Origin of the sequence: Luteimonas sp. J29 (assembly GCF_000472505.1) — a bacterium.
Lineage (GTDB): Bacteria > Pseudomonadota > Gammaproteobacteria > Xanthomonadales > Xanthomonadaceae > Luteimonas.
Window position 1 is genome coordinate 1 of record NZ_KI421429.1, and the last position, 24,807, is coordinate 24,807.

The 24,807-nt window shown below is 71.3% G+C and carries 27 protein-coding genes and 1 tRNA gene; 3 read left to right on the forward strand and 25 right to left on the reverse strand.

What is annotated here, in order from left to right; translation table 11 throughout:
* Positions 1 to 70: 70 nt before the first annotated feature.
* Positions 71 to 146 (reverse strand) — tRNA-Lys (locus LUTJ29_RS0114370).
* 95 nt (positions 147 to 241) lie between these two features.
* On the opposite strand from LUTJ29_RS0114370, the gene LUTJ29_RS17710 reads away from it, so the two are divergent.
* The gene (locus LUTJ29_RS17710; protein ID WP_051323059.1) at positions 242 to 709 is read left to right on the forward strand and encodes a group III truncated hemoglobin; all 468 of its coding nucleotides are present in this window, start codon (positions 242 to 244) and stop codon (positions 707 to 709) included.
* Here the strand turns inward: LUTJ29_RS17710 and queC are convergent.
* The 16 genes from queC to LUTJ29_RS0114455 form a co-directional block, all read right to left on the reverse strand.
* The gene (gene queC / locus LUTJ29_RS0114380) at positions 697 to 1,365 is read right to left on the reverse strand and encodes a 7-cyano-7-deazaguanine synthase QueC (RefSeq protein ID WP_027073112.1); all 669 of its coding nucleotides are present in this window, start codon (positions 1,363 to 1,365) and stop codon (positions 697 to 699) included. The genes LUTJ29_RS17710 and queC overlap by 13 nt on opposite strands.
* A 52-nt stretch (positions 1,366 to 1,417) precedes the next feature.
* Positions 1,418 to 2,095: a 7-carboxy-7-deazaguanine synthase QueE gene (gene queE / locus LUTJ29_RS0114385; protein WP_051323060.1), complete on the reverse strand. Its 678-nt coding sequence runs from the start codon at positions 2,093 to 2,095 to the stop codon at positions 1,418 to 1,420.
* 4 nt (positions 2,096 to 2,099) lie between these two features.
* Positions 2,100 to 2,906 carry a tol-pal system protein YbgF gene (ybgF, locus tag LUTJ29_RS0114390; RefSeq protein WP_027073114.1) on the reverse strand — a complete coding sequence of 269 codons (807 nt, stop codon included), beginning with the start codon at positions 2,904 to 2,906 and terminating at the stop codon, positions 2,100 to 2,102.
* 9 nt (positions 2,907 to 2,915) lie between these two features.
* Complete coding sequence (pal, locus tag LUTJ29_RS0114395) at positions 2,916 to 3,440, reverse strand: peptidoglycan-associated lipoprotein Pal (protein WP_027073115.1); 525 nt, start codon at positions 3,438 to 3,440, stop codon at positions 2,916 to 2,918.
* A gap of 64 nt (positions 3,441 to 3,504) precedes the next feature.
* Entirely contained in the window at positions 3,505 to 4,824 is a 1,320-nt protein-coding gene (gene tolB, locus LUTJ29_RS0114400; protein WP_027073116.1) for a Tol-Pal system beta propeller repeat protein TolB, read from the reverse strand.
* Between the two features lie 266 nt (positions 4,825 to 5,090).
* The gene (locus tag LUTJ29_RS0114405; RefSeq protein WP_027073117.1) at positions 5,091 to 6,074 is read right to left on the reverse strand and encodes a TonB C-terminal domain-containing protein; all 984 of its coding nucleotides are present in this window, start codon (positions 6,072 to 6,074) and stop codon (positions 5,091 to 5,093) included.
* Positions 6,064 to 6,507 carry an ExbD/TolR family protein gene (locus LUTJ29_RS0114410; RefSeq protein ID WP_027073118.1) on the reverse strand — a complete coding sequence of 148 codons (444 nt, stop codon included), beginning with the start codon at positions 6,505 to 6,507 and terminating at the stop codon, positions 6,064 to 6,066. The genes LUTJ29_RS0114405 and LUTJ29_RS0114410 overlap by 11 nt, the downstream gene beginning before the upstream one ends.
* Before the next feature lie 12 nt (positions 6,508 to 6,519).
* Positions 6,520 to 7,314 carry a protein TolQ gene (gene tolQ, locus LUTJ29_RS0114415; RefSeq protein ID WP_027073119.1) on the reverse strand — a complete coding sequence of 265 codons (795 nt, stop codon included), beginning with the start codon at positions 7,312 to 7,314 and terminating at the stop codon, positions 6,520 to 6,522.
* A complete protein-coding gene (gene ybgC, locus LUTJ29_RS0114420) occupies positions 7,311 to 7,769 on the reverse strand; it encodes a tol-pal system-associated acyl-CoA thioesterase (RefSeq protein WP_027073120.1) in 459 nt (152 codons plus the stop codon). The genes tolQ and ybgC overlap by 4 nt, the downstream gene beginning before the upstream one ends.
* Positions 7,770 to 7,812: 43 nt before the next feature.
* Positions 7,813 to 8,850, reverse strand: a complete 1,038-nt coding sequence (gene ruvB / locus LUTJ29_RS0114425; protein ID WP_027073121.1) for a Holliday junction branch migration DNA helicase RuvB — start codon at positions 8,848 to 8,850, stop codon at positions 7,813 to 7,815.
* Positions 8,851 to 8,974: 124 nt separating this feature from the next.
* Positions 8,975 to 9,625 (reverse strand): NapC/NirT family cytochrome c, encoded by a 651-nt coding sequence (locus tag LUTJ29_RS17715; protein ID WP_304412414.1) that lies wholly within the window; start codon positions 9,623 to 9,625, stop codon positions 8,975 to 8,977.
* Positions 9,622 to 10,161: a nitrate reductase cytochrome c-type subunit gene (locus LUTJ29_RS0114435; protein ID WP_043741687.1), complete on the reverse strand. Its 540-nt coding sequence runs from the start codon at positions 10,159 to 10,161 to the stop codon at positions 9,622 to 9,624. Before LUTJ29_RS0114435 ends, LUTJ29_RS17715 begins: the two co-directional genes overlap by 4 nt.
* Position 10,162: 1 nt before the next feature.
* Positions 10,163 to 12,664, reverse strand: a complete 2,502-nt coding sequence (gene napA, locus LUTJ29_RS0114440; protein WP_027073123.1) for a periplasmic nitrate reductase subunit alpha — start codon at positions 12,662 to 12,664, stop codon at positions 10,163 to 10,165.
* Positions 12,661 to 12,963: a chaperone NapD gene (locus tag LUTJ29_RS17720; RefSeq protein ID WP_051323061.1), complete on the reverse strand. Its 303-nt coding sequence runs from the start codon at positions 12,961 to 12,963 to the stop codon at positions 12,661 to 12,663. Before LUTJ29_RS17720 ends, napA begins: the two co-directional genes overlap by 4 nt.
* Positions 12,964 to 13,059: 96 nt before the next feature.
* On the reverse strand, positions 13,060 to 13,227 hold the full coding sequence (napE, locus tag LUTJ29_RS0114450) for a periplasmic nitrate reductase, NapE protein (protein ID WP_027073124.1): 168 nt from the start codon (positions 13,225 to 13,227) through the stop codon (positions 13,060 to 13,062).
* Positions 13,228 to 13,335: 108 nt separating this feature from the next.
* Positions 13,336 to 14,343: an LLM class flavin-dependent oxidoreductase gene (locus tag LUTJ29_RS0114455; protein WP_027073125.1), complete on the reverse strand. Its 1,008-nt coding sequence runs from the start codon at positions 14,341 to 14,343 to the stop codon at positions 13,336 to 13,338.
* A gap of 136 nt (positions 14,344 to 14,479) precedes the next feature.
* On the opposite strand from LUTJ29_RS0114455, the gene LUTJ29_RS0114460 reads away from it, so the two are divergent.
* Positions 14,480 to 14,947 (forward strand): hypothetical protein, encoded by a 468-nt coding sequence (locus tag LUTJ29_RS0114460; RefSeq protein WP_027073126.1) that lies wholly within the window; start codon positions 14,480 to 14,482, stop codon positions 14,945 to 14,947.
* Positions 14,944 to 16,197, forward strand: a complete 1,254-nt coding sequence (locus LUTJ29_RS17725; protein WP_084524910.1) for a peptidoglycan-binding protein — start codon at positions 14,944 to 14,946, stop codon at positions 16,195 to 16,197. The genes LUTJ29_RS0114460 and LUTJ29_RS17725 overlap by 4 nt, the downstream gene beginning before the upstream one ends.
* Positions 16,198 to 16,289: 92 nt before the next feature.
* On the opposite strand, the gene LUTJ29_RS0114470 is transcribed toward LUTJ29_RS17725, so the two are convergent.
* The 8 genes from LUTJ29_RS0114470 to aspS form a co-directional block, all read right to left on the reverse strand.
* Complete coding sequence (locus LUTJ29_RS0114470; protein WP_043741689.1) at positions 16,290 to 17,579, reverse strand: diguanylate cyclase; 1,290 nt, start codon at positions 17,577 to 17,579, stop codon at positions 16,290 to 16,292.
* Positions 17,580 to 17,731: 152 nt separating this feature from the next.
* Entirely contained in the window at positions 17,732 to 19,654 is a 1,923-nt protein-coding gene (locus LUTJ29_RS0114475; protein ID WP_027073128.1) for a potassium transporter Kup, read from the reverse strand.
* Between the two features lie 28 nt (positions 19,655 to 19,682).
* The gene (ruvA, locus tag LUTJ29_RS0114480) at positions 19,683 to 20,279 is read right to left on the reverse strand and encodes a Holliday junction branch migration protein RuvA (protein WP_027073129.1); all 597 of its coding nucleotides are present in this window, start codon (positions 20,277 to 20,279) and stop codon (positions 19,683 to 19,685) included.
* Positions 20,280 to 20,385: 106 nt separating this feature from the next.
* Positions 20,386 to 20,907, reverse strand: a complete 522-nt coding sequence (gene ruvC / locus LUTJ29_RS0114485; protein ID WP_027073130.1) for a crossover junction endodeoxyribonuclease RuvC — start codon at positions 20,905 to 20,907, stop codon at positions 20,386 to 20,388.
* A 20-nt stretch (positions 20,908 to 20,927) separates the two neighbouring features.
* Positions 20,928 to 21,668 carry a YebC/PmpR family DNA-binding transcriptional regulator gene (locus LUTJ29_RS0114490; protein WP_027073131.1) on the reverse strand — a complete coding sequence of 247 codons (741 nt, stop codon included), beginning with the start codon at positions 21,666 to 21,668 and terminating at the stop codon, positions 20,928 to 20,930.
* A gap of 76 nt (positions 21,669 to 21,744) precedes the next feature.
* The gene (locus LUTJ29_RS0114495; protein WP_027073132.1) at positions 21,745 to 22,398 is read right to left on the reverse strand and encodes a lipase family protein; all 654 of its coding nucleotides are present in this window, start codon (positions 22,396 to 22,398) and stop codon (positions 21,745 to 21,747) included.
* Positions 22,395 to 22,910 (reverse strand): GNAT family N-acetyltransferase, encoded by a 516-nt coding sequence (locus tag LUTJ29_RS0114500; protein WP_027073133.1) that lies wholly within the window; start codon positions 22,908 to 22,910, stop codon positions 22,395 to 22,397. Before LUTJ29_RS0114500 ends, LUTJ29_RS0114495 begins: the two co-directional genes overlap by 4 nt.
* A gap of 132 nt (positions 22,911 to 23,042) precedes the next feature.
* Positions 23,043 to 24,803: an aspartate--tRNA ligase gene (aspS, locus tag LUTJ29_RS0114505; RefSeq protein WP_027073134.1), complete on the reverse strand. Its 1,761-nt coding sequence runs from the start codon at positions 24,801 to 24,803 to the stop codon at positions 23,043 to 23,045.
* Positions 24,804 to 24,807: the final 4 nt, after the last annotated feature.

Consider the following 24,807-nt stretch of genomic DNA (forward strand, 5'->3'; position numbering starts at 1 on the left):
GACCTTTCGCCTCTCCGCCATCAAGCGCGCCGCAGCGCGCGACGAACTCGGGCTGCGACGGAATCTAGGCTGGTGGGCCGTGATGGATTCGAACCATCGACCAGCGGATTAAAAGTCCGATGCTCTACCAACTGAGCTAACGGCCCGTCAGCCCGCGCATTATAAGGCAGGGCCCGAGGGCCGCCGGTCGCGACTGACCTGGGTCAAGGCCAGGCGCGTCGCGGCTGCGTAGACTGGCGCCATGGTCGATCCCCACCCCACGCCCGGCGCGCAGGCCGACCCTCCCGACGAGGCCGCGATCTCACGCCTGGTCCACGCCTTCTACGGCCGCGCGCGCCTGGATCCGCTGCTCGGCCCGGTATTCGAGGCCGCGGTGCACGACTGGCCGGCGCACATGGACACCCTGGTCCGGTTCTGGTCCTCGGTGCTGCTGCGCGCCGGTACCTATCGCGGCAATCCGATGGCCGCGCACCAGCCGCTGGGACTGGAGGAGGCGCATTTCGTCCGCTGGCTGGAGCTCTGGGGCGAAACCGCGCGCGACGTGCTGCAGGCGCCGCAGGCGCGGGAAGTCGAGGAGATCGCCGGGCGGATCGGCCGTTCGCTGCGGATCGGCCTCGGCATCGACCCGCTGCGGGCCGAACGTCGCGCGGCGGGCGGCCCGGACTGCCACCACCGCCCGCGCGAGGGCGGCGAAGGTCAGTCGACGTAGCGGGTCGGATCGGGCACCCCGGCCGCGGCGAAGCCGTCCGCACGCAGGCGGCAGGCATCGCAGCGGCCGCAGGCGCGGCCGGCATGATCGGCGCGGTAGCACGACACGGTGTCGGCGAAGTCCACGCCCAGGCGCAACCCTTCGCGCACGATGTCGGCCTTGCCCATGCGCAGCAGCGGCGCGTGGACGCGGAAGCCGGCGCCCTCCACGCCGGCCCTGGTGGCCACGTTCGCCAGCCGCTCGAAGGCCTCGATGAATTCCGGCCGGCAGTCGGGATAACCGGAGTAGTCGACGGCGTTGACGCCGCAGAAGAGGTCGCTGGCGCCGAGCACCTCGGCCCAGCCCAGGGCAAGCGAGAGCATGATCGTGTTGCGCGCCGGCACGTAGGTCACCGGGATGCCCGCCCCGCCGGCCTCCGGCACCTCGATGTCGTCGGTCAGGGCAGAGCCGCCGAAGGCGCGCAGGTCCACGTCCACGGTCTTGTGCGCCACGGCGCCCAGCTGCCGGGCGACCCGGTCGGCGGCGTCCAGTTCCGAGGTATGCCGCTGGCCGTAGCGCACGCTCAGCGCGTGCACGGCGAAGCCCTGCGCGCGCGCGATCGCGAGGACCACGGCCGAATCCATGCCACCGGAAACGAGGACGACTGCGTTCTTCATGGGACTGCGGGGAACCTGGGGGGGGTACGGGGCGGAAAGGGAACGGCCGGCGTCAGCGGCCTGGCTCGTCGTTCCACAACAGCTTGTGCAGCTGCAGCTGGAACCGCACCGGCAGGCGGTCGGCGACGATCCAGTCGGCCAGTTCGGTGGCCGCCAGCTCGGACTTGCTGGGCGAGAACAGCACCTCGCAGCGCGCGTGCAGGGCGTGGCGGTGCAGCACCTCGCGCGCCCATTCGTAGTCGGTACGGCCGCACAGCACGAACTTGACCTGGTCGTGCGGCGTGAGCAGGGCCAGATTCTCCCAGCGGTTGCGCGCCAGCTCGCCGGACCCGGGGGTCTTGATGTCGAGCACGCGCGAGACCCGGGGATCGACGCCGGCGATATCGATCGCGCCCGATGTCTCGAGCGAGACCCGGTAACCGGCGTCGCACAGGCGCGAGAGCAGCGCCAGGCAGCGCTTCTGCGCCAGCGGCTCGCCGCCGGTCACGCACACGTGGCGCACGCCGTGGCGCGCGACCTCGGCCAGGATCGCGTCGATCTCCCGCCACTCGCCGCCGTGGAAGGCGTACGCGGTGTCGCAGTAGGTGCAGCGCAGCGGGCAGCCGGTCAGGCGGACGAAGACGGTCGGCCACCCGGCGTCGCGGGCCTCGCCCTGCAGGGACAGGAAGATCTCGGTGATGCGGAGCCGGTCCGCCGCGGCGACGGCCGGACCGGGCGCGACGGCGGCCACGGCTTCAGCGCGCGACGCGGGCGAGCCGGATCGCGTGCAGGCGATCCTCGGCGGTACGCGCCGCGTCGGTGCCGGGGAAACGTTCGACCACCTCGGCCAGCGTGGCCTCGGCGCGTTCCAGGTCGCGCAGGCCGTACAGCGACAGCCCCACCTTGAGCAGCGCGCCGGGGGTCTTGTCGTGGGTCGGGTAGCGCTCGACCAGGGCCTGGAACTGGTCGCGCGCCAGTTCGTAGTTCTGGGTGACGTAGTAGCTCTCGCCCAGCCAGTAGCGGGCGTTGGGCGCGTACACGCCTTCCGGGTAGGCCTGCAGGAAGGCCAGGAACAGGTCGGCCGAGGCGACGTAGTCGCCCGACTTCAGCGCGTCGAACGCCTTCTCGTAGGCAGCGCGCTCGCCGGCCGTGTTGGCCAGCAGGCCCGGATCGCCGTGGACCCGCGGCGCGGAGTCGGCCGGCGCCGGCGCGGCCGGGGCCGCGGAGGCCTGCGGGACGGGCGCGGCACCCTCGACCGGCGCGGCGGGCAGGTTGCCCTCGAGCCGGTTGAGCCGCCCGTCCAGGTCCAGGTACTGGGTGCGGTTGCTGGCGCGCAGCTGCTCGTTCTGCTGCTGCAGCTCCTCCACCTGGGCACGCAGCGCCCGGACCTCCTCGCGCAGCTCCGACACCTGGTTGAGCAGGTCCATGCCCACCCGGTTGTCGGCCGAGCGCTGCTCCAGGATGGCGACGCGGTCGGCCAGGCTCAGCCGCTGCTGGGCGGATGCGGGCGCGGCGGCCATGAGGGCCGCCGCGAACGCGATCGGAACGATCAGGAAGCGCATCGAGGTCGATTACCGCGCGGTGTAGACGATCTCGACGCGGCGGTTGCGGGCCCAGCAGTCCTCGCTGGACTCGGTGCAGGTCGGACGCTCCTCGCCGTAGCTGACCACGGTCAGCTGGCTGCCGGAACCGCCATTGGCCTGCAGCGCCGAGGACACCGAGTTGCCGCGGCGCTCGCCGAGGCCGAGGTTGTACTCGCGGCTGCCGCGCTCGTCGGCATGGCCTTCCAGGGTGATGCGCGCGGACGGGCGGTCGCGCAGGTACTTCGCGTGGCAGGCCATCTGGGCCTGGAACTCCGGACGCACGTTGTCGCGGTCCAGGTCGAAGTACACGGTGCGCTGGCGCAGGCAGGCGTCGCGGTCCAGGTCCTCGGGGGTGTAGGCGCCCGGGGTGGTCGTGCCGGTGGTGGTGGTGGTGTCGGTGGACGGCCCCGGCGGCGGAGTGTCCTTGACCTTCTTGGAGCAGGCGGCTGCAGCGACGCACATCAGGGCGATCAGCAGGGCCTTGCCGAGCACGGCGGGCTTGTTGGTGTTCATTTCTCGTCGATCCTCAGGCGTAGACACGGAAGTTCAGGTTGATGGGATGTACGTGCACAAAATGTCAGCGCCGGTCCCGATATGGGCCCCACGCCGGCTCCCGGACGTCGCCGTCCGCCAGGACAAGGCGCTGGCGAACACGGCCGTCAGCCGAAACAGCATACAGGACGCCCCTGCGGCCTTCACGCGCCGCATAGAGCAGCATGCTGGCGTTGGGGGCGAAGCTCGGGGATTCGTCGAGCGACCCCGGGGACAGGGTCGTCCAGCGCGGGGTACCGAGGCTGCGGTCCATGACCGCGATCCGGTAGGTGTTCCCGGCGCCCTGGGCCACGGCGATCTTCTGCCCGTCCCAGGACACGTCCGGGTCCGCGTTGTAGGCGCCCTCGAAGGTCACCCGGGTGGCGGCGCCGCCGGTGGCCGGCACCTGGTAGACCTGGGGACGGCCGCCGCGGTCGGAGGTGAAGTAGATGCTGTTGCCGTCCGGGCTCCAGACCGGCGCGGTGTCGATCCCGAACTGGTTGGTGATCCGGGTCAGCGACTTGCTGGCCAGGTCCATCACGTAGATCTCGGGGTTGCCGCTGCGCGAGAGCGTCAGCGCCAGCCTGGTGCCGTCGGGCGAGAACGCCGGGCCGCTGTTGATGCCGCGGAAGCTGGAGACCAGTTCGCGGCTCCCGGTGGAGATGTCCTGGATGTAGATCGAGGAGTTGCCGCGCTCGAAACTCACGTAGGCCAGCTTGCGCCCGTCCGGGCTCCAGGCCGGCGACAGCAGCGGCTCGTTCGAGCGCACCACGGTCTGCGGATTGTAGCCGTCGGAGTCGGCGACCATCAGCGCGTAGCGGGTGCCCTGCCCGGTGCCGGTCGCGGTGACGTAGGCGATCCGGGTCCAGAACGCGCCGCGGATGCCGAGGATCTTCTCGTAGATCGCGTCGGCCATCTGGTGGGCGACGTCGCGCAGCGCGCTGGCGCGCGCGGTCATCGCCAGACCCAGCAGGCGCTCCTGCTTGGCGACGTCGAACAGCTCGTACTCCACCCGGTAGCTGCCCTCGGCCGCGTCGACCACCCGGCCGACCACGAGGAAGTCCTGGCGCAGCGCGCGCCAGGCCGGGTAATCGACCTGGGCGCCGGTGGTCGGCCGGCTGACCATGGCGGACTCGGGCAGGGTCCGGAACTGGCCGGAACGCTCGAGATCGGCGCGCACCACGGCCGCCACGTCGGTGGGCGGCGGGCTGCCGCTGCCCTGGTAGGGCATGGGCACCACGGCGATCGGCAGCGCGGAGGCGTTGCCGCCGATGATGTCGATTTCCAGGCCCTGCTGCTGCGCGGCGGCGGCGAACGGCAGCAGCAGCGCGAACACGGCGAACAGACAGCGTTTGGCGAAGGTCATCAGGGGATCCTGGACGTTTGCATGGAGGCGGCGGACAGCTTGGCCCGAATCGCGGCGGGAAGATGAACGGAAGATGGATTCATGAATGCACCTGCCCTCCCGGCCTCGCGACGCCAGGCCGTAGGAGCGGCTTCAGCCGCGACCAGGGAGCGCCTTGCCGTCGTGCATCGTTGCGGCGGCCGGTCGCGGCTGAAGCCGCTCCTGCGGGGGGAGCAGGCGGCGATGCGACGGTAGCGGCCCCGGCGTGAAGCCGGGGCGAGCGGCGCTCAGCGGTCCTGGGCCTCGAAGTTGAGCACCAGGGTGCGCTGGAACACCGCCTCGAAACCGGCGTACGGCAGCGGCTGGGCCTTGAGCACCGCGGCCTCCACCGAGCGGCGGCCAAGGTCGTCGTAGGGGCACGAGGGATCGACCTCGGCCGACACCACCTCGCCGCCGGGGATCTGGCGGATCACGATCCGGCAGCGCTGCCCGATCGGCACCGAGTCGGGCCGGGCCCAGTTGCGCAGGATCGCCTCCTGGATCGCGGCCGCGTAGCGCGCGTTCAGGCCGGTATCCACGCCCTGGTTTCCGGGCGGCGGCGGCGGGCCCGCCGGCGCGGCCTGCTGCTGCGCGGCCTGGCGCTCGCGGCTGGCGATCTGCTCCAGGCGCTGCTGGGCCTGGCGCTGCTCGCGCTCGAGCTTCTCGCGCTCGGCGCGGATCTTCTCCAGCTGCTGCTGGGCGAGCCGGCGCTTCTCCTCGGCCTCGCGCTGGCGCTCGCGCTCGGTCAGGTCGATCTGCTCCTGGCGGCGGCGCTCCTCCTGCTCGCGCTCCGCGCGCGCGCGCTCGGCCTCGGCGTCGCGGCGCACTTCGTCCTGGTCGACCGGCGCGGGCTCGGGCACGCGCTCCTGCGGCGCGGGGCTGCGTTCGACCAGCGCCTCCTGCGGAGCGGGTTCCGGCAGGGGCTGCGGCGGCGGGGCGATGTCCTCGGGCACCGGTTCGGGCAGCGGCGGCAGCGGTTCGGGTTCGGGCAGCGGGACCGGCTCGGCGCGCAGGGCCTGGGTGGCGGCCCGCTGGTCGGCGTCGGACACCTCCAGCACCGCCTCGATCGAAGGCGCTCCGGCGACGCTGATCCGGTCCGGGTCCCAGGTCAGCAGCGGGGACAGCAGCAGCAGCGCCAGCAGCCCCAGGTGCAGCGCGACCGCCCAGGCGACCGCGCGGCCGAGGCCTTCGTCGTGCCCGGGAACGGGACGGTGGAAGGCTTCAGCGTGCATTGCTCCCCGAATCGCTGAGCAGGCTGACGTTGGTGATGTTGGCCGCCCGCAGCACGTCCATGGCGTCGAGCACGTACTGGTACGGCGCGTCGCCCTGCGCGGCGACCATCACCCGGAAGTCGCTGCCCTGCTGGTCGCGGATCGGCGCCAGCAGCGCCTTCAGCCCCTCGGCGTCGATCCTGCGCGGTCGCTCGTCGCCCGGCAGCTTCACGCCCATGCCGCCGTCGGGATAGGCGATCACGATCACCGGCTCCTCGCGGTCCTGGGTGGCGCGCGCGGTCGAGGACGGCAGCTTCACGTCCACGCTCAGGGTCAGCAGCGGCGCGGTCACCATGAAGATGACCAGCAGCACGAGCATCACGTCGATATAGGGGACGACGTTGATCTCGGACTTGAGCTTGCGCCGCTTGCGGTGGATGACGTGTCCGGCCATCTGGATGCCCGCCTACTCGATCGAGCTCTGGCGCTGGAGGATGGTGCTGAACTCCTCGGCGAAGCTCTCGTAGCGCACCGCCAGGCGCTCGACCCGGGTGGTGAAGCGGTTGTAGGCCCACACCGCCGGGATCGCCACGAACAGGCCGATCGCGGTCGCGAACAGCGCCTCGGAGATGCCCGGCGCCACGGCGGCGATGCCGGTCTGCTCGCCGCTGTTGAGCATGTCGTGCATGGTGACCATGATCCCGAACACGGTGCCGACCAGGCCGACGTAGGGCGCGGTCGAACCGATGTTGGCCAGCAGCTCCAGGTTGCGCTCGAGCTGGTCGACCTCGCGGGTGTAGCTCACCCGCATCGCGCGTTGCGCCCCTTCGAGCTGCGCGCGGCCGTCGAAACCGCGCTTCTCGCGCAGCCGCGCGAACTCGCGGAAGCCCGCCTCGAAGATCGCCTCCAGGCCGGTCACCTGGCGGTTGCGGTCGGCGGCCGCGGAATAGAGCTTGCCGAGGTCGGCGCCGGACCAGAACCGGTTCTCGAACTCGTCGGCCTCGCGGTCGGCGTTCCGGAAGATCCGCGCCTTGCGGAAGATGATGACCCAGCTGATCAGCGAGCCGGCCAGCAGCAGCAGCACGATCAGCTGCACCGGCAGGCTGGCCTTGAGCATCAGGTCGATGTAGTTGATGCCTTCGTGGGCGGTGGCGGCCGCGGCCGCGGCGGCGGAATCGGCCAGCTGGGCCGTCTCGGCGGCCGCCTCTTCGGGCAGGGCCTCGACCTGGGTGGCCTGCAGCAGCATCGCGAGGGGGATCATTCTTGTTCGGCTCCGGGTTCCACGAGTCGGGTCAGTTCCTGATGCAGCGCCTGGGGGATCGCCCGCGGCCGGAACGTCGATGCCTCCAGCGCCGCGCAGCGCACCTCGGCATCCAGCAGCACTTCGCCTCCGCGCAGGATCTCCTGCGCGAACACGATGCTCGCGTGCCGGCAGCGGCGCAGCGACACCGTCACCTGCAGCAGGTCGTCCAGCCTGGCCGGCTTGCGGAAATCGATCCGCATCGCCCGCACCGCGAATACCAGGCCATGGTCCAGGCGCAGGGTGTCCTGCCCGTATCCCAACGCGCGCACCCATTCGCTGCGGGCCCGCTCGAGGAACGCGAGGTACTGCGCGTGATAGACCACGCCACCAGCATCGGTATCTTCCCAGTACACCCTTGTCGGGAGGCTGAACGTCCGGGGAACGCGATCGGGGTTCGGGGCCGCGTGGGTCAAGGTCGTCCTCTGCGTCGTGCGGCCGCCATGGCGGCGGCGGGGGTCAGAACAGCGGGCCGGTGTCGCCGGCCAGTTCCTGGTCGCGCCTGGGCTTGAGGCCGAGGTGGCGCCAGGCCTTCACCGTGGCCATGCGCCCGCGCGCGGTCCGCACCAGGAAGCCCTGCTGGATCAGGTACGGCTCGATCACGTCCTCGAGCGTCCCGCGCTCCTCACTCAGGGCCGCGGCCAGCGAGTCCACGCCCACCGGGCCGCCGTCGAAGTTCTCGATGATCAGGTTGAGCAGGCGCCGGTCGAGCTCGTCGAAGCCCTCCGGGTCGACCTTGAGCATCTTCATCGCCGCGTCCGCGACGTCGCGGTCGATGCGGCCGCCGGCGCGGACCTGGGCGTAGTCGCGCACCCGGCGCAGCAGGCGGTTGGCAATGCGCGGGGTGCCGCGCGAGCGCCTGGCGATCTCGGCCGCGCCCTCCTCGGCGCAGTCCACGCCCAGGATCGCCGCGGCGCGGCGCACGATCCGGGTCAGCTCGGCGGCGCTGTAGAACTCCAGCCGCTGGACGATGCCGAAGCGGTCGCGCAGCGGCGCGGTGAGCAGGCCGGCGCGGGTGGTGGCGCCGATCAGGGTGAAAGGCGGCAGGTCGATCTTGATCGAGCGCGCGGCCGGGCCCTCGCCGATCATGATGTCGAGCTGGAAATCCTCCATCGCCGGATACAGCACCTCCTCGACCACGGGCGAGAGGCGGTGGATCTCGTCGATGAACAGCACATCGTGCGGTTGCAGGTTGGTGAGCAGCGCAGCCAGGTCCCCGGCCTTCTCGATCACCGGGCCGGAGGTGATGCGCAGGTTCACGCCCAGCTCGTTGGCGATGACGTGGCTGAGCGTGGTCTTGCCCAGGCCGGGCGGGCCGAAGATCAGGACGTGGTCGAGCGCCTCGCCGCGGTGCCTGGCCGCCTCGATGTAGAGGCCCATCTGCTCGCGCACCGGTTCCTGGCCGAGGTACTCGTCCAGGCGCCTGGGGCGGATGCTGGCCTCGATGGCCTCGTCCTCGCGGGTGGCGGCGGCGCCGATGATGCGTTGCTGCTCCATCGCGCTATGGTCGCACGGCCGCACCCCCGGTGCACCGCCCCGGACGGGGCGCGGCCGGCGACGCATGCCGCGGCCGGGCGGGCGCGTCGCGCCGGCGTCCGGTCGCCGGCGGGCAGGACGCCGCCTAACGGGGCGGCGGGGTCGCGGACGGCGCCGCGGGCGCGGCCTGCACGCCCTGGGGAATGCCGGCCATGTGCGGCAGGCGGTGGGCGATGCCCTTGTGGCAGTCGATGCACGTCGCCTGCCCGGTCGCCAGGAAGGTGCGGTGGATGCGGGCCGCCCGGCTCGCCTGCCGGGTCAGGTCCATCGAGTCGTAGTCGTGGCAGTTGCGGCACTCGAGCGAATCGTTGGCCTTGAGCCGGGTCCACTCGTGGGTGGCCAGCACCAGGCGCTCGTCGAGGAACTTCTCGCGGGTGTTGATGGTGCCGAAGATCTTGCCCCAGACTTCCTTGGACGCCTGCATCTTGCGCGCGATCTTGTCGGTCCAGTCGTGCGGCACGTGGCAGTCCGGGCAGGTGGCGCGCACGCCGGAACGGTTGCTGTAGTGGATCGTGGTCTTGAGTTCCTCGAACACGTTGTCGCGCATCTCGTGGCAGGAGACGCAGAACCGCTCGGTGTTGGTCGCCTCCAGCGCGGTATTGAAGCCGCCCCAGAACACGATCCCGGCGAGGAACCCGCCCAGGGTGAGGAAGCCCAGGCTCAGGTGCCGCGCCGGCGCGTTGAACTGCCGCCAGAAGCCGCGCGCCACGCCGGCCAGGCGGCGCAGCGGCCTCACTGCCGCCCCCGCTCCGCGCGCGCGGCGCGTTCGGCCCGGAGCAGGCTGTCGATGTCCTCGAACCGGTTGTCCACCAGCGGAGCGGCGTCGGCCTGGACCACGTGGCACTGCACGCAGAAGTAGCGCCGCGGCGAGATCTCGGCCAGGAACTGGTCGTTGCGGTCCATGTAGTGGGTGACGCTGACCTCGGGCGCCTGGAACTGGGCCGCGTTGCTGCGTGCGTGGCAGAGCATGCAGCGGTTGGAATTGAGGTCGACCTGGTAGCCGTCGATGCTGTGCGGGATCGTCGGCGGCTGCATCGGGTAGGCGCGGCCGCGACGCCGGTCGAAGTTCTCCACCGCGGCCATCGGCAGCGGCGTGATCTCGGCGGTGATCGGCACGTGGCGCCGCAGCGGGTCGATGTCCTGCGACGGATTGCCGCGCGCGCCCACCTCGGGCGCCGGGGCGACCACCTGCGGGCGCGGCTCGCGGTCGCCGCAGCCGGCGAGCACGGCGGCGAGGACCAGGATCGACGGGGCCAGGATGTTCGCGCGCATGTCAGGCCCCTCCCACCGCGGCCACCCGGACCGCGCACTTCTTGAAGTCGGTCTGCTTGGAGATCGGGTCGGTCGCGTCCAGGGTGACCTTGTTGATCAGCTGCGCGGCGTCGAACCAGGGCACGAACACCACGCCGCGCGGCATCCGGTTGCGGCCCCGGGTCTCGACCCGGGTCCGCATCGCGCCGCGCCGCGACGCCACGGTGACCTCGTCGCCACGCTTGAGGCCGCGCGCGCGGGCATCGTCGGGGTGCATGAACACCACCGCCGAGGGGAAGGCGCGGTACAGCTCGGGGATGCGCATGGTCATCGAGCCCGAGTGCCAGTGCTCCAGCACCCGGCCGGTGACCAGCCACAGGTCGTACTCCTCGTCGGGCGATTCGGCCGGCGGTTCGTAGGGCAGCGCCCAGATCACCGCGCGGCCGTCCGGGTTGCCGTAGAACTCGAAGCCCTTGCCCGGCTTGACGTAGGGGTCGCTGCCCTCGCGGTAGCGCCAGCGCGTCTCCTTGCCGTCCACCACCGGCCAGCGCAGGCCGCGCTCCTGGTGGTAGCGGTCGAACGGGGCCAGGTCGTGGCCGTGTCCGCGTCCGAACTCGGCGTATTCCTCGAACAGGCCCTTCTGCACGTAGAAGCCGAAAGCCGCGGACTCGTGGTTGGCGTAGCCCTGCTCGATCTCGTCCACGCCGAAGGCGTCGACCTTGCCGTTGCGGTACAGCACCTCGAACAGGGTCTTGCCGCGGAACTGCGGGTTCGCCGCCAGGATCTCCTCCGGCCAGCATTCGTCGGTGGTGAAGCGCTTGGAGAACTCCATCAGCTGCCACAGGTCCGAGCGGGCCTCGCCGGGCGCGTCCACCAGCTGGTGCCAGAAGTGGGTGCGGCGCTCGGCGTTGCCGTACGCGCCTTCCTTCTCCACCCACATCGCCGAGGGCAGGATCAGGTCCGCCGCCTGGCAGGTCACGGTCGGATAGGCGTCGGACACCACGATGAAGTTGTCCGGGTTGCGGTAGCCGGGGTAGCCCTCCTCGAGGATGTTGGCCGCCGCCTGCATGTTGTTGTTGACCTGGACCCAATAGGCGTTGAGCTTGCCGTCCTTCAACGCCCGGTTCTGCTCGACCGCGTGGTAGCCGATCTCGGCCTTGATGATCCCGTGCGGGATCTTCCAGATCTCCTCGGCATGGCGGCGGTGCTCGGGGTTGGTGACCACCATGTCCGCCGGCAGGCGGTGGCTGAAGGTGCCGACCTCGCGCGCGGTGCCGCAGGCCGATGGCTGCCCGGTGAGCGAGAACGGGCTGTTGCCGGGGGTGGCGATCTTCCCCGTCAGCAGGTGAATGTTGTAGACCATGTTGTTGGCCCACGTGCCGCGCGTGTGCTGGTTGAAGCCCATGGTCCAGAACGACATCACCTTGACCTTGGGATCGGCGTAGAGCTCGGCCAGCTTCTCCAGCCAGCCCCGCTCGACCCCGGTCGTCTCGACCGCGCGCTCGAGCGTGTACGGCGCCACGAAGCGCGCGAACTCCTCGAAGTCGATCGGGGTTCCGCCATTGGCGTCGTCCGCGTTCTTCGCCGCCACCTGCAGCGGATGCTCGGGGCGCAGGCCGTAGCCGATGTCGTCGTTGCCGCGCTTGAACGTGGTGTGCCGGTCGACGAAGTCCCGGTTCACCCGGCCGGTGCGGATGATGTGGTTGGCGATGTAGTTGAGGATCACCAGGTCCGTCTGCGGCCTGAACACCATCGGGATGTCGGCCAGGTCGAAGCTGCGGTGCTCGAAGGTCGAGAGCACCGCCACCCGCACGTGCGGGTTCGACAGCCGGCGGTCGGTGACCCGGGTCCACAGGATCGGGTGCATCTCGGCCATGTTCGAGCCCCACAGCACGAACGCGTCCGCGGCCTCGATGTCGTCGTAGCAGCCCATCGGCTCGTCCATGCCGAAGGTGCGCATGAAGCCCGTGACCGCCGAGGCCATGCAGTGGCGCGCGTTGGGATCGATGTGGTTGCTGCGGAAGCCGGCCTTCATCAGCTTGTTGGCGGCGTAGCCCTCCCACACCGTCCACTGGCCGGAGCCGAACATGCCGATGCCGTCGCCGCCCTTGGCCTTGAGCACGGCCTTGAACTTCTCCGCCATCACGTCGAAGGCTTCCTCCCAGCTGACCGGGGTGAAGTCGCCGTCCTTGGCGAACACGCCGTTCCTCTTGCGCAGCAGCGGCGTGGTCAGCCGGTCGGCGCCGTAGAGCACCTTCGACAGGAAATAGCCCTTGACGCAGTTGAGGCCGCGATTGACCTCGGCCAGCACGTCGCCGTGGGTGGCCACCACGCGGCCGTTGTGGACCGCGACGTTGATGCCGCAGCCGGTGCCGCAGTAGCGGCACGGCGCCTTGCTCCACTTCAGCTGGCCATCGCCCTCGACCACGGCATCGGCCAGCTGGGCCGGCAGCGGCAGGCCGGCGGCCAGCGCGGCGCTGGCAACGGCGCTGTTGCGGATGAAGTCGCGGCGGCTGGTGCTCATCCCGATGGCTCCTGCGCTGGCGCGGCGGCCGCGACCGCTTCGTCCGGCGGCGCCGCTTCGACGTGGTGGTAGACGAGGTTGACCGCGAGCACGCCCGGCACCGACTCGACCTGGCCGATGCCGTGCATCAGCGCGTCAGTGCCCTCGCATTCCTGCAGCAGCACGCTGCGGGTGGCGTCATGGATCGCGATCTCGAGGCCCGGGACGCTGGCAACCGCCTCGGCGAGCGCGGGCGCCGCGTCGCTGGCGTGGCGCACCACCAGGCTGGCGACGTGCCATTCGCGGATGCGCTCAGCCATGTCCCTGCCCCCTGGCGCGTGCCTGCAAGCGGCGACCCGCCCACCCGCTCCCGCGCCTCGCGGCCCCTGCCCCTGCCGACGCGGGCGCGATCACGCTCACCCGGCGGGCGGCCCCGGGGGACCGGCGAACATCTGGTAGATCCAGACGGCGAAGCCGTAGCCGCCGACGATCATCACCGACAGCAGCGGGAACAGGACCACGGTGATGAAGAGGAACAGGAGCAGTTCCCGTCGCTTCGTCTGCTGTCCGGTGGTCGTGTCCAACGCACGCGCTCCTGACGGGCCGGAAGGCTGGCTGCCCCCAGCCTACGCCGCCGCCCGCGCAAGTCAAAGCGCAGTGCAGCAATGCGCCGGCGAGACGGGCGCGCCGGCTCAGCCGCGGGCGAACGCGGATGCCGCGAGTTCGAACGAGTGCAGGCGCGCCTGGTGGTCGAAGATGTTGGCGGTGAGCATCAGTTCGTCGGGACGGTGGCGCGCGGCGAACGCGGCGATGCCCTCGCGCACATCCTCCGCGTCGCCCACGACCGAGCACGCCAGCGCGTCCTCGACCATCGCCTTCTCCTGCGGGGTCCAGAACGCCTCGATGTCGTCGATCGGGGGCGGGATCAGCCCGGGCATGCCGCGGCGCAGGCGCACGAAGCTCTGCTGCTGGGTGGTGAACAGGCGCCTGGCCTCGGCGCGGGTGTCGGCCGCGACCACGTTGAGCGCCAGCATCGCGTACGGCGCGCGCAGCCGCTTCGAGGGCTTGAAGTCGCGGTGGTACAGGGCCAGCGCCTCGGTCATCGCCGCCGGCGCGAAGTGCGAGGCGAACGCGTACGGCAATCCCAGCGCCGCCGCGAGCTGGGCCCCGAACAGGCTCGAGCCCAGGATCCACACCGGCACGTCGAGGCCGGCCCCCGGCACCGCCTGCACCGGCTGGCCGGGCTGGACCGGCTCGAAGTAGCGCAGCAGCTCCATCACGTCGGACGGGAACGCCTCGGCGCCGGAGTAGTAGCGGCGCAGGGCGCGGGTGGTGGCCTGGTCGGTGCCCGGCGCGCGGCCGAGGCCCAGGTCGATGCGGCCCGGATACAGCGAAGCCAGGGTGCCGAACTGCTCGGCCACCTGCAGCGGCGCGTGGTTGGGCAGCATCACCCCGCCCGCGCCCACCCGGATCGCGGAGGTCCCGCCGGCGATGTGGCCGATCAGCACCGCCGTGGCGGCGCTGGCGATGCCCGGCATGTTGTGGTGCTCGGCCAGCCAGAAGCGGGTGTAGCCCAGCCGTTCGGCGTGGCGGGCGAGGTCGAGCGAATTGGCGAAGGCCTCGGCCGGCGTGCTGCCCTCGGTGACGGGCGCCAGGTCGAGCAGGGAGTACGGGATCGCGGGGGCGGGATGGTTTGGCATGGCCCTGAGGTGGGGACGGGCGTGGCGGGTTTCCATGCCGTGATCTGGCACCGGGACGTAGCACACGGATGGAACGCCGTTGCCTCGCATGATGTGATAAAACATGCCAACGCCGCCAGCTCAGGGAGGAGCCAGGATGCATGGAATTGCCTCGGCCGCACGGTCGCGCGCCTGCGCCGCCACAGTCGCAACGACGCTCGTCCTCGGCCTCTGGGTCACGGGAGTCTGTGCACAGGACGCGAGCGCGAGCCAGCTCCCGGACGCAACGGAGTCGGCGCGGATGCCGGTGGAGGTCCACGGCTTCTGGGACCTGGCCCCCGAACCCTGCGTGGTGGGACCGCACGCCGAAAGCGACAGCCGCCTCGAGATCGGCGCATATGTCGTGCGTGGGTACGAGGAACTGATGGAGGTCCGCGAGGTCACGCCGGTATCGGACGTTCCGCTGGCGTGGCGCGTGATTGCGATCTCGGACATCGCCCCGCCGCACCTCCAGGGTCCGGCCCTCTATGTGCTGTCCGGAGACTCGCTGACGATCGCGGATGCCGGGCAGGCCCGGACCTACGTCCGCTGCCGCGAGGCGACGGCCAGAGGGGATGAGCCATGAGCCGGGGAGGCGGTCACGAACATCGCGTCCTCCAGCTCGGCGAGCCCGACCGGCACGGGCGGCAGGCCAATGTCCCCGTCACGGGCCTGGAGTCGCTGGTCACCCATCATCCGAAATCCAATCGCCACGCGGCCATGGTCGACGGCGTCATCGTCGGCGTGGAATCCAGGACCAAACGCTCGTATGCGTTCGTGGCCGGGAAGTTCCAGGAAATCGAGACGCGACGGACGGACGAGTACGGCGCACTGGGGCCGGACCAGGTACTGCTGATCAAGGACTTCATCATCGAGACCCGGCGAACTGGCGAAGCCGGATGGACCAGGCAACTGGACGTCCCTGCGCCGGTTTCCGGAACCGTCAGCCGGCGCGACGACCGGAACGGACTCGTCGAGATCTCGAACGACGTCGGCGAGGTCGTGGTCCGCATGCGCCACCTGAGCGCGATCCGCGTGGAGGCGGGCGACGACGTCGTCTACGGACAGGCACTGGGAACGCAGGACAATCGTGGACTCGGCTTGCCGGCCGGGCGTGCCGTCCATGTACACATCGAGGTGGACACCCGGTACTACGCCCAGTTCGAACGCTACATGGCGGATCTGGTCGACGGCCAGCTACTCGATGGCGCCACGGCCAGGGCAGGAGCTTCGGACCACGCTGCCGCGCACGACGGCACCTTCCGCCTCGGCGAATCGCATCCGCGCATCGCCGGCCTGCAGCGGGTCATGCATGGCGAGGGCTATCGCGCGGCGGATGGCGGGCCGCTCGACCGCGACGGCGTCTACCGCCCGTCGATGCAGGGGGCGCTGCTGGACTTCCAGCGCGCGCACGGGGTTCCGCAGACCGGCGACATCGACCCGGCCACGCTGCGCTTCGCGCCCGGACCGCGCCGGCGCGATCGCGACCTCGCCGACCGCTTCGAACCCGGGCGCCCGATGCCGCGCGAAGCGGCTCCGGCTACCGCACCCGGCCATCCCGACCATCCGGACCACCGCGGCCTGCTGCCGCCGGAGGCGGACCCGCCGGTCAACCGCAAGGGCACGGCCCCCGCGACGGGTGGACTGCTCGACCGGGTGCTCCCGGCGCTGGAGCAGCGCGACCCGGACGCGATCACGCGCGCCCTCTCCGATCTCGCCCGCTCGGACGGGATGCAGGCGTGGCTGGAGCGCGGACGCATGGCGCTCGACCTGCAGCAGCCGCCCGCCGCCGACAGCGCGCATGCGCGCACACCCGAGCCCCTCTTCCGCGGCTGAGGATCGTCCTGTCCGACCGCCAGGCCAGTCGCCTGCCACCACAGCAACGACCAGGCGTGTTCCCGGACGCCCCGGCCCGGGATCGCGACCCTCTACCCCGACGCCACCACCCGGTTGCGGCCACCGGCCTTGGCGAGGTAGAGGCGCCGGTCGGCATCGGCCAGGAGCCGGTGCAGGTCGTCGTTCGGGGTCGCCGGGCGCACCCCGATGCTCACCGTCATCCGCAGCATGCCGTTGGGCGACGGCACGTCGAGATCCTCGATCCGGCGCCGCAGCGCCTCGAAATAGTCGAGCAGCGGCCCGTCGGCCAGGTCCGGCACCAGCAGGCAGAACTCCTCGCCGCCGAAGCGCGCCACCAGGTCCCCCGGCCGGGCGTGCACCGACAGTTCGGCGGCCAACGCGCGCAGCGCGTGGTCGCCGGCCTCGTGCCCCCAGCCGTCGTTGATCCGCTTGAAGTGGTCCACGTCGAGGATCGCGGCCGCCAGCGGGCGGCCGGCCTCGCGCATCCCCGGCAGCATGCGCTCGGCCTGCTCGAGGAAGTGCCGGCGGTTCGGCAAGCCGGTCAGGAAATCTCGCGTGGCCAGGTCCTGCAGGCTGCCGACCAGCTCGAGCTGGTCGACGTTCTGCGACACCCGGCAGAAGAACTCTTCGCGCGAATAGGGCTTGCGCAGGAAGTCGTTGGCGCCGCTCTTGAGGAAGCGCGCGACCAGGTCGCTGTCGCCACGGCCGGAAACGCCGATCACCGCCACCCGGTCGCGCGGCCGCAGCGCGCGCAGGCGCCGGGTCAGTTCGACCCCGTGCAGGCCGGGTATGGCGTCGTCGACCATCGCCAGGCGGATGGTCGGGTCGCGTTCGATGATGCGCAGCGCGGTCTCGCCGTCGCCGGCCTGGAGCACGCGGTACCCGTAGGTCCGCAGCAGCCCGGCGGCGTGGGCGCGGGCCGGGGCGGAAGCATCGACCACCAGCGCCGAGATCCGCCGGTTGCGCTCGAGCCGGTTCACCAGCCAGACGATGTACTCGAGGCTGCCCGGGTTGTCCTTGAGCACGAAATCGATCACGCGCCGCCGCAGCAGGCGCTCGCGCAGGCCTTCGTCGTACACGCCGGTCACCACCACGGTGGCCAGGCCGCGTCCGAGCAGGCAATCGACCACGTCGTCGCGGTGGCCGTCGGCCAGCACCAGGCCGGTGAGCGCCAGGAACCAGTCGTCGTGGAGGCCGAGCAGGCGCCGCGCCTCGGCCAGGGTCGATGCGGTCTCCACCGGCAGTTCGAGCTCCTGCTCGATCGCCTGGGCCACCGCACGCACGTAGGTGCGCGAGTTCTCCACCAGCAGCACGCGCTGCGGCAGGACCAGGGGCGGGGCGATGGGCTCGAGCAGGGTCATGCGGGCCACGGACAGGGCTTCACGCCAACTACTAGCGGCCGGCGCTGCGCAGGCTTGAGGGGATGCGCGACGTCGCGTGTCCGGATCGGGTCGCCGTTCACGGCCCGGCGCCCGGCGGCCGACCCGCTGCGTCAGCCGCGCTCCCGCGCGGGTCAGATTTCGACCTGGGCGCCGAGTTCGACCAGCCGGTTGCCCGGGATACGGAAGAACTGGTTGGCCGGGGCGGCGTTGCGGTGCATGACCGCGAACAGCTTGTCTCGCCATACCGGCATGCCGCGGCGGGCGCTGGAGACGACCGTCTCGCGGCTGACGAAGTAGGTCGTCTCCATCGGGTCGAAGCTGAGATCGCAGTGGTCGGGCGCCTGCATCAGCGCCTGCGGCACGTCCGGCGTCTCCATGAAGCCGAAGCGGACCACCACGCGGTAGAAGCCGTCTCCCAGCGTCTCCACCGACAGCCGCTTGCCGGGCGTGGCGTAGGGCACGCTCAGGGTGTCCACGGTCAGGAACACGTTGCGCTCGTGCAGCACCTTGTTGTGCTTGAGGTTGTGCAGCAGCGCGTGCGGCACCACGCCCTTGTCGCTGGTCATGAACACCGCGGTGCCTTCCACCCGGACCGGCGGCGCCAGCATCAGTCCGGGGATGAAGGCATCCAGGCGGATGCCTTCCTTCTGCATCTCCTCGCGCAGGATCTCGCGCCCGCGCCGCCAGGTGCGCAGCATGGTGAACAGCACGATGCCCAGCACCACCGGGAACCACGCGCCCTGCAGCACCTTGGCCCCGTTGGCGACCAGGAAGGCGAGGTCGATCAGCAGGAACAGCACGCACAGCGGCAGCACCCAGCGCCGCGCCCCCGGCCACAGCGCACGCGCCACCAGCGCCAGCAGCAGGGTGTCGATGAGCATGGTCGCCGACACCGAAATGCCGTAGGCGGCCGCCAGCGCCGAGGAGCTTCCGAACGAGAGCACCAGCCCGACCACGATCACCGCCATCGTCCAGTTGATCGCCGGGATGTAGATCTGGCCGATGGTCTCGCTGGAGGTGTGCTTGATCCGCATGCGCGGGATGTAGCCGAGCTGCATCGCCTGGCGCGCGATCGAGTAGCCGCCGGTGATCACCGCCTGCGAGGCGATCACCGTGGCCAGGGTCGCGAGCAGGAGCATCGGCCACTGCGCCCAGTCCGGCACGCCGACGTAGAAGGGGTTGCGGATCGCGGCCGGGTCCTCGAGCACCAGCGCGCCCTGGCCCAGGTAGTTGAGCATCAGCGACGGCAGGACGAAGAAGTACCAGGCGTAGCGGATCGGGCGCGGTCCGAAGTGGCCCATGTCGGTGTAGATCGCCTCGCCGCCGGTCACCGCCAGCACCACCGCGCCGAGGATGAAGATGCCGCCCCAGGCGTGCTCGGCGAAGAAGCGCGCCGCCCACCACGGGTTGATCGCGTGCAGCACCTCCGGCGCATGCAGGATGTTGGCCACCCCCAGCGCCGCCAGCGCCAGGAACCAGACCACGGTCACCGGCCCGAAGATCCGCCCCACCTTCTCGGTGCCGTAGCGCTGGGTGGCGAACAGCGCCAGCAGCACCAGCACCGTGATCGGCACGATCCACGCGTGCAGGCCCGGGGCCACCACCTCCAGGCCCTCGACCGCCGAGAGCACCGAGATCGCCGGCGTGATCACCCCGTCGCCGAAGAACAGCGACGCGCCGAGGATGCCGACGATGCCGACCACGTAGGCGGTGCGCGAATCCTTCGGGACGCAGCGCTGGGCCAGGGCCATCAGCGCCATGATGCCGCCCTCGCCGTCGTTGTCGGCGCGCATGATGATGGTGACGTACTTGACCGTGACCACCAGGGTCAGGGCCCAGAAGATCATCGACAGCACGCCCAGCACGGTGTCGTGGTCGGCGACCAGGCCGTAGTGCGGCGAGAACGCCTCGCGGATCGTGTACAGCGGGCTGGTGCCGATGTCGCCGAACACCACCCCGATCGCGCCCACGGCCAGTCCGGCCAGCCCGATGCGCCCGGGCCCGTGGGACGGAGCGGCGTGGGCGGCGGGGCGCTGGCTGGCGGGTCGGGACATGGGCGGCTGGCGGTCGCGTCCGGGTGGCTCAGCGAAGCGCGGACTGTAGCGCCTTGCGGATGATGGCCTCGGCAGGATCGCCGTCGGCCGCCGCCGCCTTGGCCATGCGCTGCGCCTCGGCCGGCTTGTAGCCCAGCTGCTGCAGGGCGATGGTGGCTTCGGACAGCGGATCGGCCGGCGCCGGCCCGCCCGTCCCCGGCGCCGTCGCCGGCGCGCCGGCCATGGCCTCGGCACGGTCGCGCAGTTCGACCACGATGCGCTCGGCGGTCTTCTTGCCGATCCCCGGGATCCTGGTCAGCGCGGCGACGTCGCCGGCCTGGACCAGCGCCGCGAACTGGCCGACCGACGCGCCGGACAGGATCGCCAGCGCGATCCTGGCGCCGATCCCGGTCACCTTCTGCACGTCGCGGAACAGCCGCCGCTCGGCCTCTGTCAGGAAGCCGTACAGCGAGACGCTGTCCTCCTTCTGCGCGTAGTGGGTGAACAGCACCACCTCGTGCCCGACCGCGGGCAGGTCGTAGAACGTGCTCATCGGCGCCTCGAGCTCGTAGCCCACGCCATTGACGTCCACCACCAGCCACGGCGGCTGCTTGTGGACCAGGATGCCCTTGAGGCGTCCGATCATCGTTGTGTCCCCCGGGCGCGCGACCGTCGTGCGTGGAAGGATGGCAGGTTCCGGCGCCGCGCGCCGCAGCGGACCGCCCGCCCCGGGCCGCAGGCCCCGCGCGCGCTCACTTCCTGCTCCAGGCCTGGCGCGTGCCCACGCCCAGGCGCTGCGCGGTGGCGCGCACGTGGGCGTGGGTGATGGCGATGGCCAGCGCATCGGCGGCGTCGGCCTGCAGCCTGCCGTGCAGGTTGAGCATGATCCCGACCATGTGCTGGACCTGGGCCTTCTCCGCCCCGCCCTTGCCGACCACGGCCAGCTTCACCTCGCGCGCCGCGTACTCGTGCACCGGCAGGTCGCGCATTACCACCGCGGCCAGCGCCGCGCCGCGCGCCTGGCCGAGCTTGAGCGCCGAATCCGGATTGCGGGCCATGAACACGCGTTCGATCGCCACCTCGTCCGGTCGCCAGCGTTCGATCACCTCCGCCAGCCCCACCAGCAGGCGCTTGAGCCGCAGCGCGAAATCGCCCTCGCCCAGCAGCACCAGGGCGCCATTGTGGACGTGGCTCGCCTTGCCCGCGGCGTCGACATCGATGATCCCGACGCCGGTCCGCTGCGAGCCTGGGTCGATGCCGAGGATGCGGGTCATGTCCGGGCCGGGCCGACGCCTCAGGCGTAGGCGTCCTCGCCCAGGTCGGCGTTCGAGTAGACCGCCTGCACGTCGTCCAGGTCCTCCAGCCAGTCGAGCAGCCTGACCACCTGTTGCCCGGTCTCGCCATCCACGGCCACGTCGTTGTCGGCGCGCCAGGTCACTTCGGCCTGGGCAGGCTCCAGGCCGGCCACCTTCATCGCGTCGCGCACGGCGGCGAAGTGCTCGGGCGCGGTCAGCACGTCGATCGAGCCGTCCTCGGGGTAGGCGACCACGTCGTCGGCGCCGGCCTCGATCGCGACCTCGGTGATCCGGTCCTCGTCCGCGCCCGGGGCGAAGCTCAGCACGCCCAGCTTGCGGAACATGAAGGCCACCGAGCCGTCGGTGCCCAGGTTGCCGCCGAACTTGTTGAAGGCGTGGCGCACGTCGGCCACGGTGCGGACCTTGTTGTCGGTCAGGCAGTCGACGATCACCGCCACGCCGCCCGGGGCATAGCCCTCGTAGCGCACTTCCTCGTAGCTCACGCCCTCGAGCTCGCCGGTGGCCTTCTTGATCGCGCGCTCGATGACGTCCTTGGCCATGTTGGCGTCGAGCGCCTTGTCGATCGCGGTGCGCAGGCGCGGGTTACCGGCCGGATCACCGCCCCCGGCGCGCGCGGCGACCGAGATCTCGCGGATGATCTTGGTGAAAATCTTGCCCCGCTTCGCGTCCTGCGCGTTCTTGCGGTGCTGGATGTTCGCCCACTTGGAATGACCGGCCATTCGACGCCCGATGCTGCCCTGACGGAAGGGCGCAGATTATAGGCCGCGGGCCGCGATCGCGCCCGGCGGCACCTGCTCAGGTCGCGACCGGGGCGCGGCCGTGGTCGAAGCGGCCGGTGGCCAGGAACCGGCCCGCCTGCCGCGCCACCTCGCGCGAGAGCACCATGCCGACGTGGCTCACCGGCAGCACCAGGTGGTCGGCCAGCGCCGGCGTGCGCGTCTCCGCCACCGCCACGGTGCCGTCGTGCTCGCCCTCGAACCGGCCGAACCACTGGCCCATCCCGCGCGGCGAGTTTCCCGCGATCATCCCGACCTCGAAGCGGCCTGGCCAGGTCATGCAGCCGTGCAGCAGGATGTCGGCGCTGCGCCCGAAGTACAGCTTCGACAGCGGCAGCCGCGCCAGCCCCGCGGCCGCGCCGCTGCCGCACAGCGGCGAACCCAGGCACAGCACGCGCCCCATCGCGCCCTGCGGCGCCTCGTGCAGCGCGCTCACCGCCACCAGGCCGCCGAGGCTGTGGCCGACCACGTGCGCCGGGCCGCTGCGCGCCAGCCGCGCCAGCAGCCGGTCGATCGCCGCCTGCGGCGCCGCGGCCACGCTGTGGTAGCCCAGCACTTCCGGTTCGAAGCCCTGCTCGCGCAGGCGCCGGGCCAGCGGCCACATCACCGCCGCCGCCATCCAGATGCCGTGCAGCAGGACCACGCGGCGGATGTCGGGGGCCGGCCGGCTCATCGCGGACGCCGCAGGATGAATTCGAGGTCGCGCACGCGCCCGACCGGGAACAGGTACTCGCCCACCCGCTCGAAGCCGCGGCGGGCATAGAAGCGCTGCGCGCCCTCGTTCTCCGACCAGACGCCCACCCACAGCGTGCGCGGGCCGTCGCCAAGCAGCCAGTCCATGGCCGCGTCCATCAGCTTCCCGCCAAGCCCGCCCGACTGGTAGCCGCGCAGCACGTACAGGCGCTTGATCTCGCCGTCGCCGGGCGCGACTTCCGGATGCGGCAGGCCGCACGGCCCGGCCGCGACATGGCCGACCGCCGCGCCGTCGTCCTCCAGCAGCCAGACCCCGTAGCGCGGGTCCGACAGGATCGTGCGCTGGCGCTCGACGGCGTAGGACTCGCGCAGGAACGCGTCCAGGTCTTCCGGCGGGTACAGGTGGCCGAAGGTCTCGGTGAACGTGCGCGCGGCCAGCGTGGAGAGCGTACTGGCGTCGTCGACGCCGGCGCGGCGGATCTCAAGCGGCATCGGACGGCCCCCGCCCCGGCCCTCCCCCGCGCGCGGGGGAGGGAGTCCAGACACGGGTGCCGCCGCTCCTGCCGCTCGTGCCGGGCCGGACGGGTTGGAGTGGACGCACCGCCACCGCGACCACCGACGCCATCAGTCCTGCGGCCGTACCTGCACGTGCACCTCGGCCAGCTGTTCGTCCGGGATCGGCGAGGGCGCGCCGGTCATCAGGCACTGCGCGGACGTGGTCTTGGGGAACGCGATCACGTCCCGGATCGAGTCGGTGCCGGCCATCAGCGCCGCGATGCGGTCGATGCCGAAGGCGATGCCGCCGTGCGGCGGCGCGCCATAGCGCAGCGCCTCGAGCAGGAAGCCGAACTTCAGCTCGGCCTCCTCCCTGCCGATGCCGAGCAGGTCGAACACGGCCGACTGCATCGACGAGCGGTGGATGCGGATCGACCCGCCGCCGATCTCGTTGCCGTTGAGCACCATGTCGTAGCCGCGCGAGACCGCCGTCGCCGCATTGGCGCGCAGGTCGGCCTCGTCGTCCACCGCCGGCGCGGTGAACGGATGGTGCAGGGCCACGTAGCGCTGCGTCTCCTCGTCCCACTCGAACATCGGGAAGTCGGTGACCCACAGCGGGCGCCAGCCGTCCTCGACCAGGCCGAAGTCCCGGCCCGCCTTGAGCCGGACCGCGCCCATGAAGTCGCTCACGGTCGAATACCTGCCGGCGCCGAAGAACACGAGGTCGCCATTGCCGGCGCCGACGTGCGACAGCAGCGCGGCGAACGCCGACGCGTCGAAGAACTTCTGGATCGGCGAGGTGGCCTCCCCGTTCCCGCCGATCTTCGCCCAGGCCAGGCCCTTGGCCCCGAACTTCGCCGCGTGCGCGGCGTACTCGTCGATCTGCTTGCGCGACATCGATGCGCCGCCCGGGATGCGCAGCGCGGCGACGCGGCCGCCGGCCTCTCTGGCCGGGCCGGCGAACACGGCGAAGCCGCAGTCCTTCACCAGGTCCGCCACGTCCACCAGCTCCAGCGCGATGCGCAGGTCCGGCTTGTCCGAGCCATAGCGGCGCATGGCCTCGGCATAGGTCATGCGCGGGAACGGATCGGCCAGTTCCACGCCGACGACCTCGCGGAACACGTCGCGGATCATCGCCTCGACCGTGTCCTGCACGTCGCGCTCGGACACCCAGGCGAACTCCATGTCGAGCTGGGTGAACTCGAGCTGGCGGTCGGCGCGCAGCGCCTCGTCGCGGAAGCAGCGCGCGATCTGGTAGTAGCGGTCGAAGCCCGCCATCATCAGGATCTGCTTGAACAGCTGCGGCGACTGCGGCAGGGCGTAGAACTCGCCGGGGTGCATGCGCGCCGGGACCAGGAAGTCGCGCGCGCCCTCGGGCGTGGCCTTGGTCAGGATCGGGGTCTCGATGTCCTGGAAGCCGCGCGCATCCAGCCAGCGGCGCAGCGCCGCGACCAGCTTCGTGCGGGTGCGCATCTTGCGCTGCATGTCCGGGCTTCGCAGGTCGAGGTAGCGGTACCTGAGGCGGATGTCCTCGCCCGGGTTCTCGTGGTGGTGGAACGGCAGCGGATCGGCCTTGTTCAGCACCTCGATGCGCTCGGCCACCACTTCCACCTGGCCGGTGCGGATCCTGGCGTTGACCGAATGGCGGCGGCGCACGGTGCCGGTGACGCGCAGGCAGTCCTCGTAGCCCACCTGTTCGGCCGCGGCCAGGACCTCGGCGTTGCCGGCCGCGTCCGAGGGCTCGGCCACCACCTGGACGATGCCCTTATGGTCGCGCAGGTCGATGAAGCAGACCCCGCCGAGGTTGCGGGCGACGTCGGCCCAGCCGCACAGGGTCACGGTCTGCCCGATCAACGCCTCGTCGACCAGGCCACAGAAATGGCTACGCATGCGA

Excerpts from the sequence above, each read along its gene's own strand:
- napA (WP_027073123.1), bottom strand. The coding sequence starts at position 12,664 with ATGAGCACCAGCCGCCGCGACTTCATCCGCAACAGCGCCGTTGCCAGC.
- LUTJ29_RS0114455 (WP_027073125.1), bottom strand. The coding sequence starts at position 14,343 with ATGCCAAACCATCCCGCCCCCGCGATCCCGTACTCCCTGCTCGACCTG.
- ruvB (WP_027073121.1), bottom strand. The coding sequence starts at position 8,850 with ATGGAGCAGCAACGCATCATCGGCGCCGCCGCCACCCGCGAGGACGAG.
- ruvA (WP_027073129.1), bottom strand. The coding sequence starts at position 20,279 with ATGATCGGACGCCTCAAGGGCATCCTGGTCCACAAGCAGCCGCCGTGG.
- LUTJ29_RS0114470 (WP_043741689.1), bottom strand. The coding sequence starts at position 17,579 with ATGACCCTGCTCGAGCCCATCGCCCCGCCCCTGGTCCTGCCGCAGCGC.
- LUTJ29_RS17725 (WP_084524910.1), top strand. The coding sequence starts at position 14,944 with ATGAGCCGGGGAGGCGGTCACGAACATCGCGTCCTCCAGCTCGGCGAG.
- tolQ (WP_027073119.1), bottom strand. The coding sequence starts at position 7,314 with ATGATCCCCCTCGCGATGCTGCTGCAGGCCACCCAGGTCGAGGCCCTG.
- pal (WP_027073115.1), bottom strand. The coding sequence starts at position 3,440 with ATGAACACCAACAAGCCCGCCGTGCTCGGCAAGGCCCTGCTGATCGCC.
- LUTJ29_RS17710 (WP_051323059.1), top strand. The coding sequence starts at position 242 with ATGGTCGATCCCCACCCCACGCCCGGCGCGCAGGCCGACCCTCCCGAC.
- queC (WP_027073112.1), bottom strand. The coding sequence starts at position 1,365 with ATGAAGAACGCAGTCGTCCTCGTTTCCGGTGGCATGGATTCGGCCGTG.
- LUTJ29_RS0114405 (WP_027073117.1), bottom strand. The coding sequence starts at position 6,074 with ATGCACGCTGAAGCCTTCCACCGTCCCGTTCCCGGGCACGACGAAGGC.
- tolB (WP_027073116.1), bottom strand. The coding sequence starts at position 4,824 with ATGACCTTCGCCAAACGCTGTCTGTTCGCCGTGTTCGCGCTGCTGCTG.
- LUTJ29_RS0114500 (WP_027073133.1), bottom strand. The coding sequence starts at position 22,910 with ATGCCGCTTGAGATCCGCCGCGCCGGCGTCGACGACGCCAGTACGCTC.
- LUTJ29_RS0114475 (WP_027073128.1), bottom strand. The coding sequence starts at position 19,654 with ATGTCCCGACCCGCCAGCCAGCGCCCCGCCGCCCACGCCGCTCCGTCC.
- LUTJ29_RS0114490 (WP_027073131.1), bottom strand. The coding sequence starts at position 21,668 with ATGGCCGGTCATTCCAAGTGGGCGAACATCCAGCACCGCAAGAACGCG.
- LUTJ29_RS0114460 (WP_027073126.1), top strand. The coding sequence starts at position 14,480 with ATGCATGGAATTGCCTCGGCCGCACGGTCGCGCGCCTGCGCCGCCACA.
- ybgF (WP_027073114.1), bottom strand. The coding sequence starts at position 2,906 with ATGCGCTTCCTGATCGTTCCGATCGCGTTCGCGGCGGCCCTCATGGCC.
- aspS (WP_027073134.1), bottom strand. The coding sequence starts at position 24,803 with ATGCGTAGCCATTTCTGTGGCCTGGTCGACGAGGCGTTGATCGGGCAG.
- LUTJ29_RS0114435 (WP_043741687.1), bottom strand. The coding sequence starts at position 10,161 with ATGCGCGCGAACATCCTGGCCCCGTCGATCCTGGTCCTCGCCGCCGTG.
- LUTJ29_RS0114495 (WP_027073132.1), bottom strand. The coding sequence starts at position 22,398 with ATGAGCCGGCCGGCCCCCGACATCCGCCGCGTGGTCCTGCTGCACGGC.
- ruvC (WP_027073130.1), bottom strand. The coding sequence starts at position 20,907 with ATGACCCGCATCCTCGGCATCGACCCAGGCTCGCAGCGGACCGGCGTC.
- LUTJ29_RS17720 (WP_051323061.1), bottom strand. The coding sequence starts at position 12,963 with ATGGCTGAGCGCATCCGCGAATGGCACGTCGCCAGCCTGGTGGTGCGC.
- LUTJ29_RS0114410 (WP_027073118.1), bottom strand. The coding sequence starts at position 6,507 with ATGGCCGGACACGTCATCCACCGCAAGCGGCGCAAGCTCAAGTCCGAG.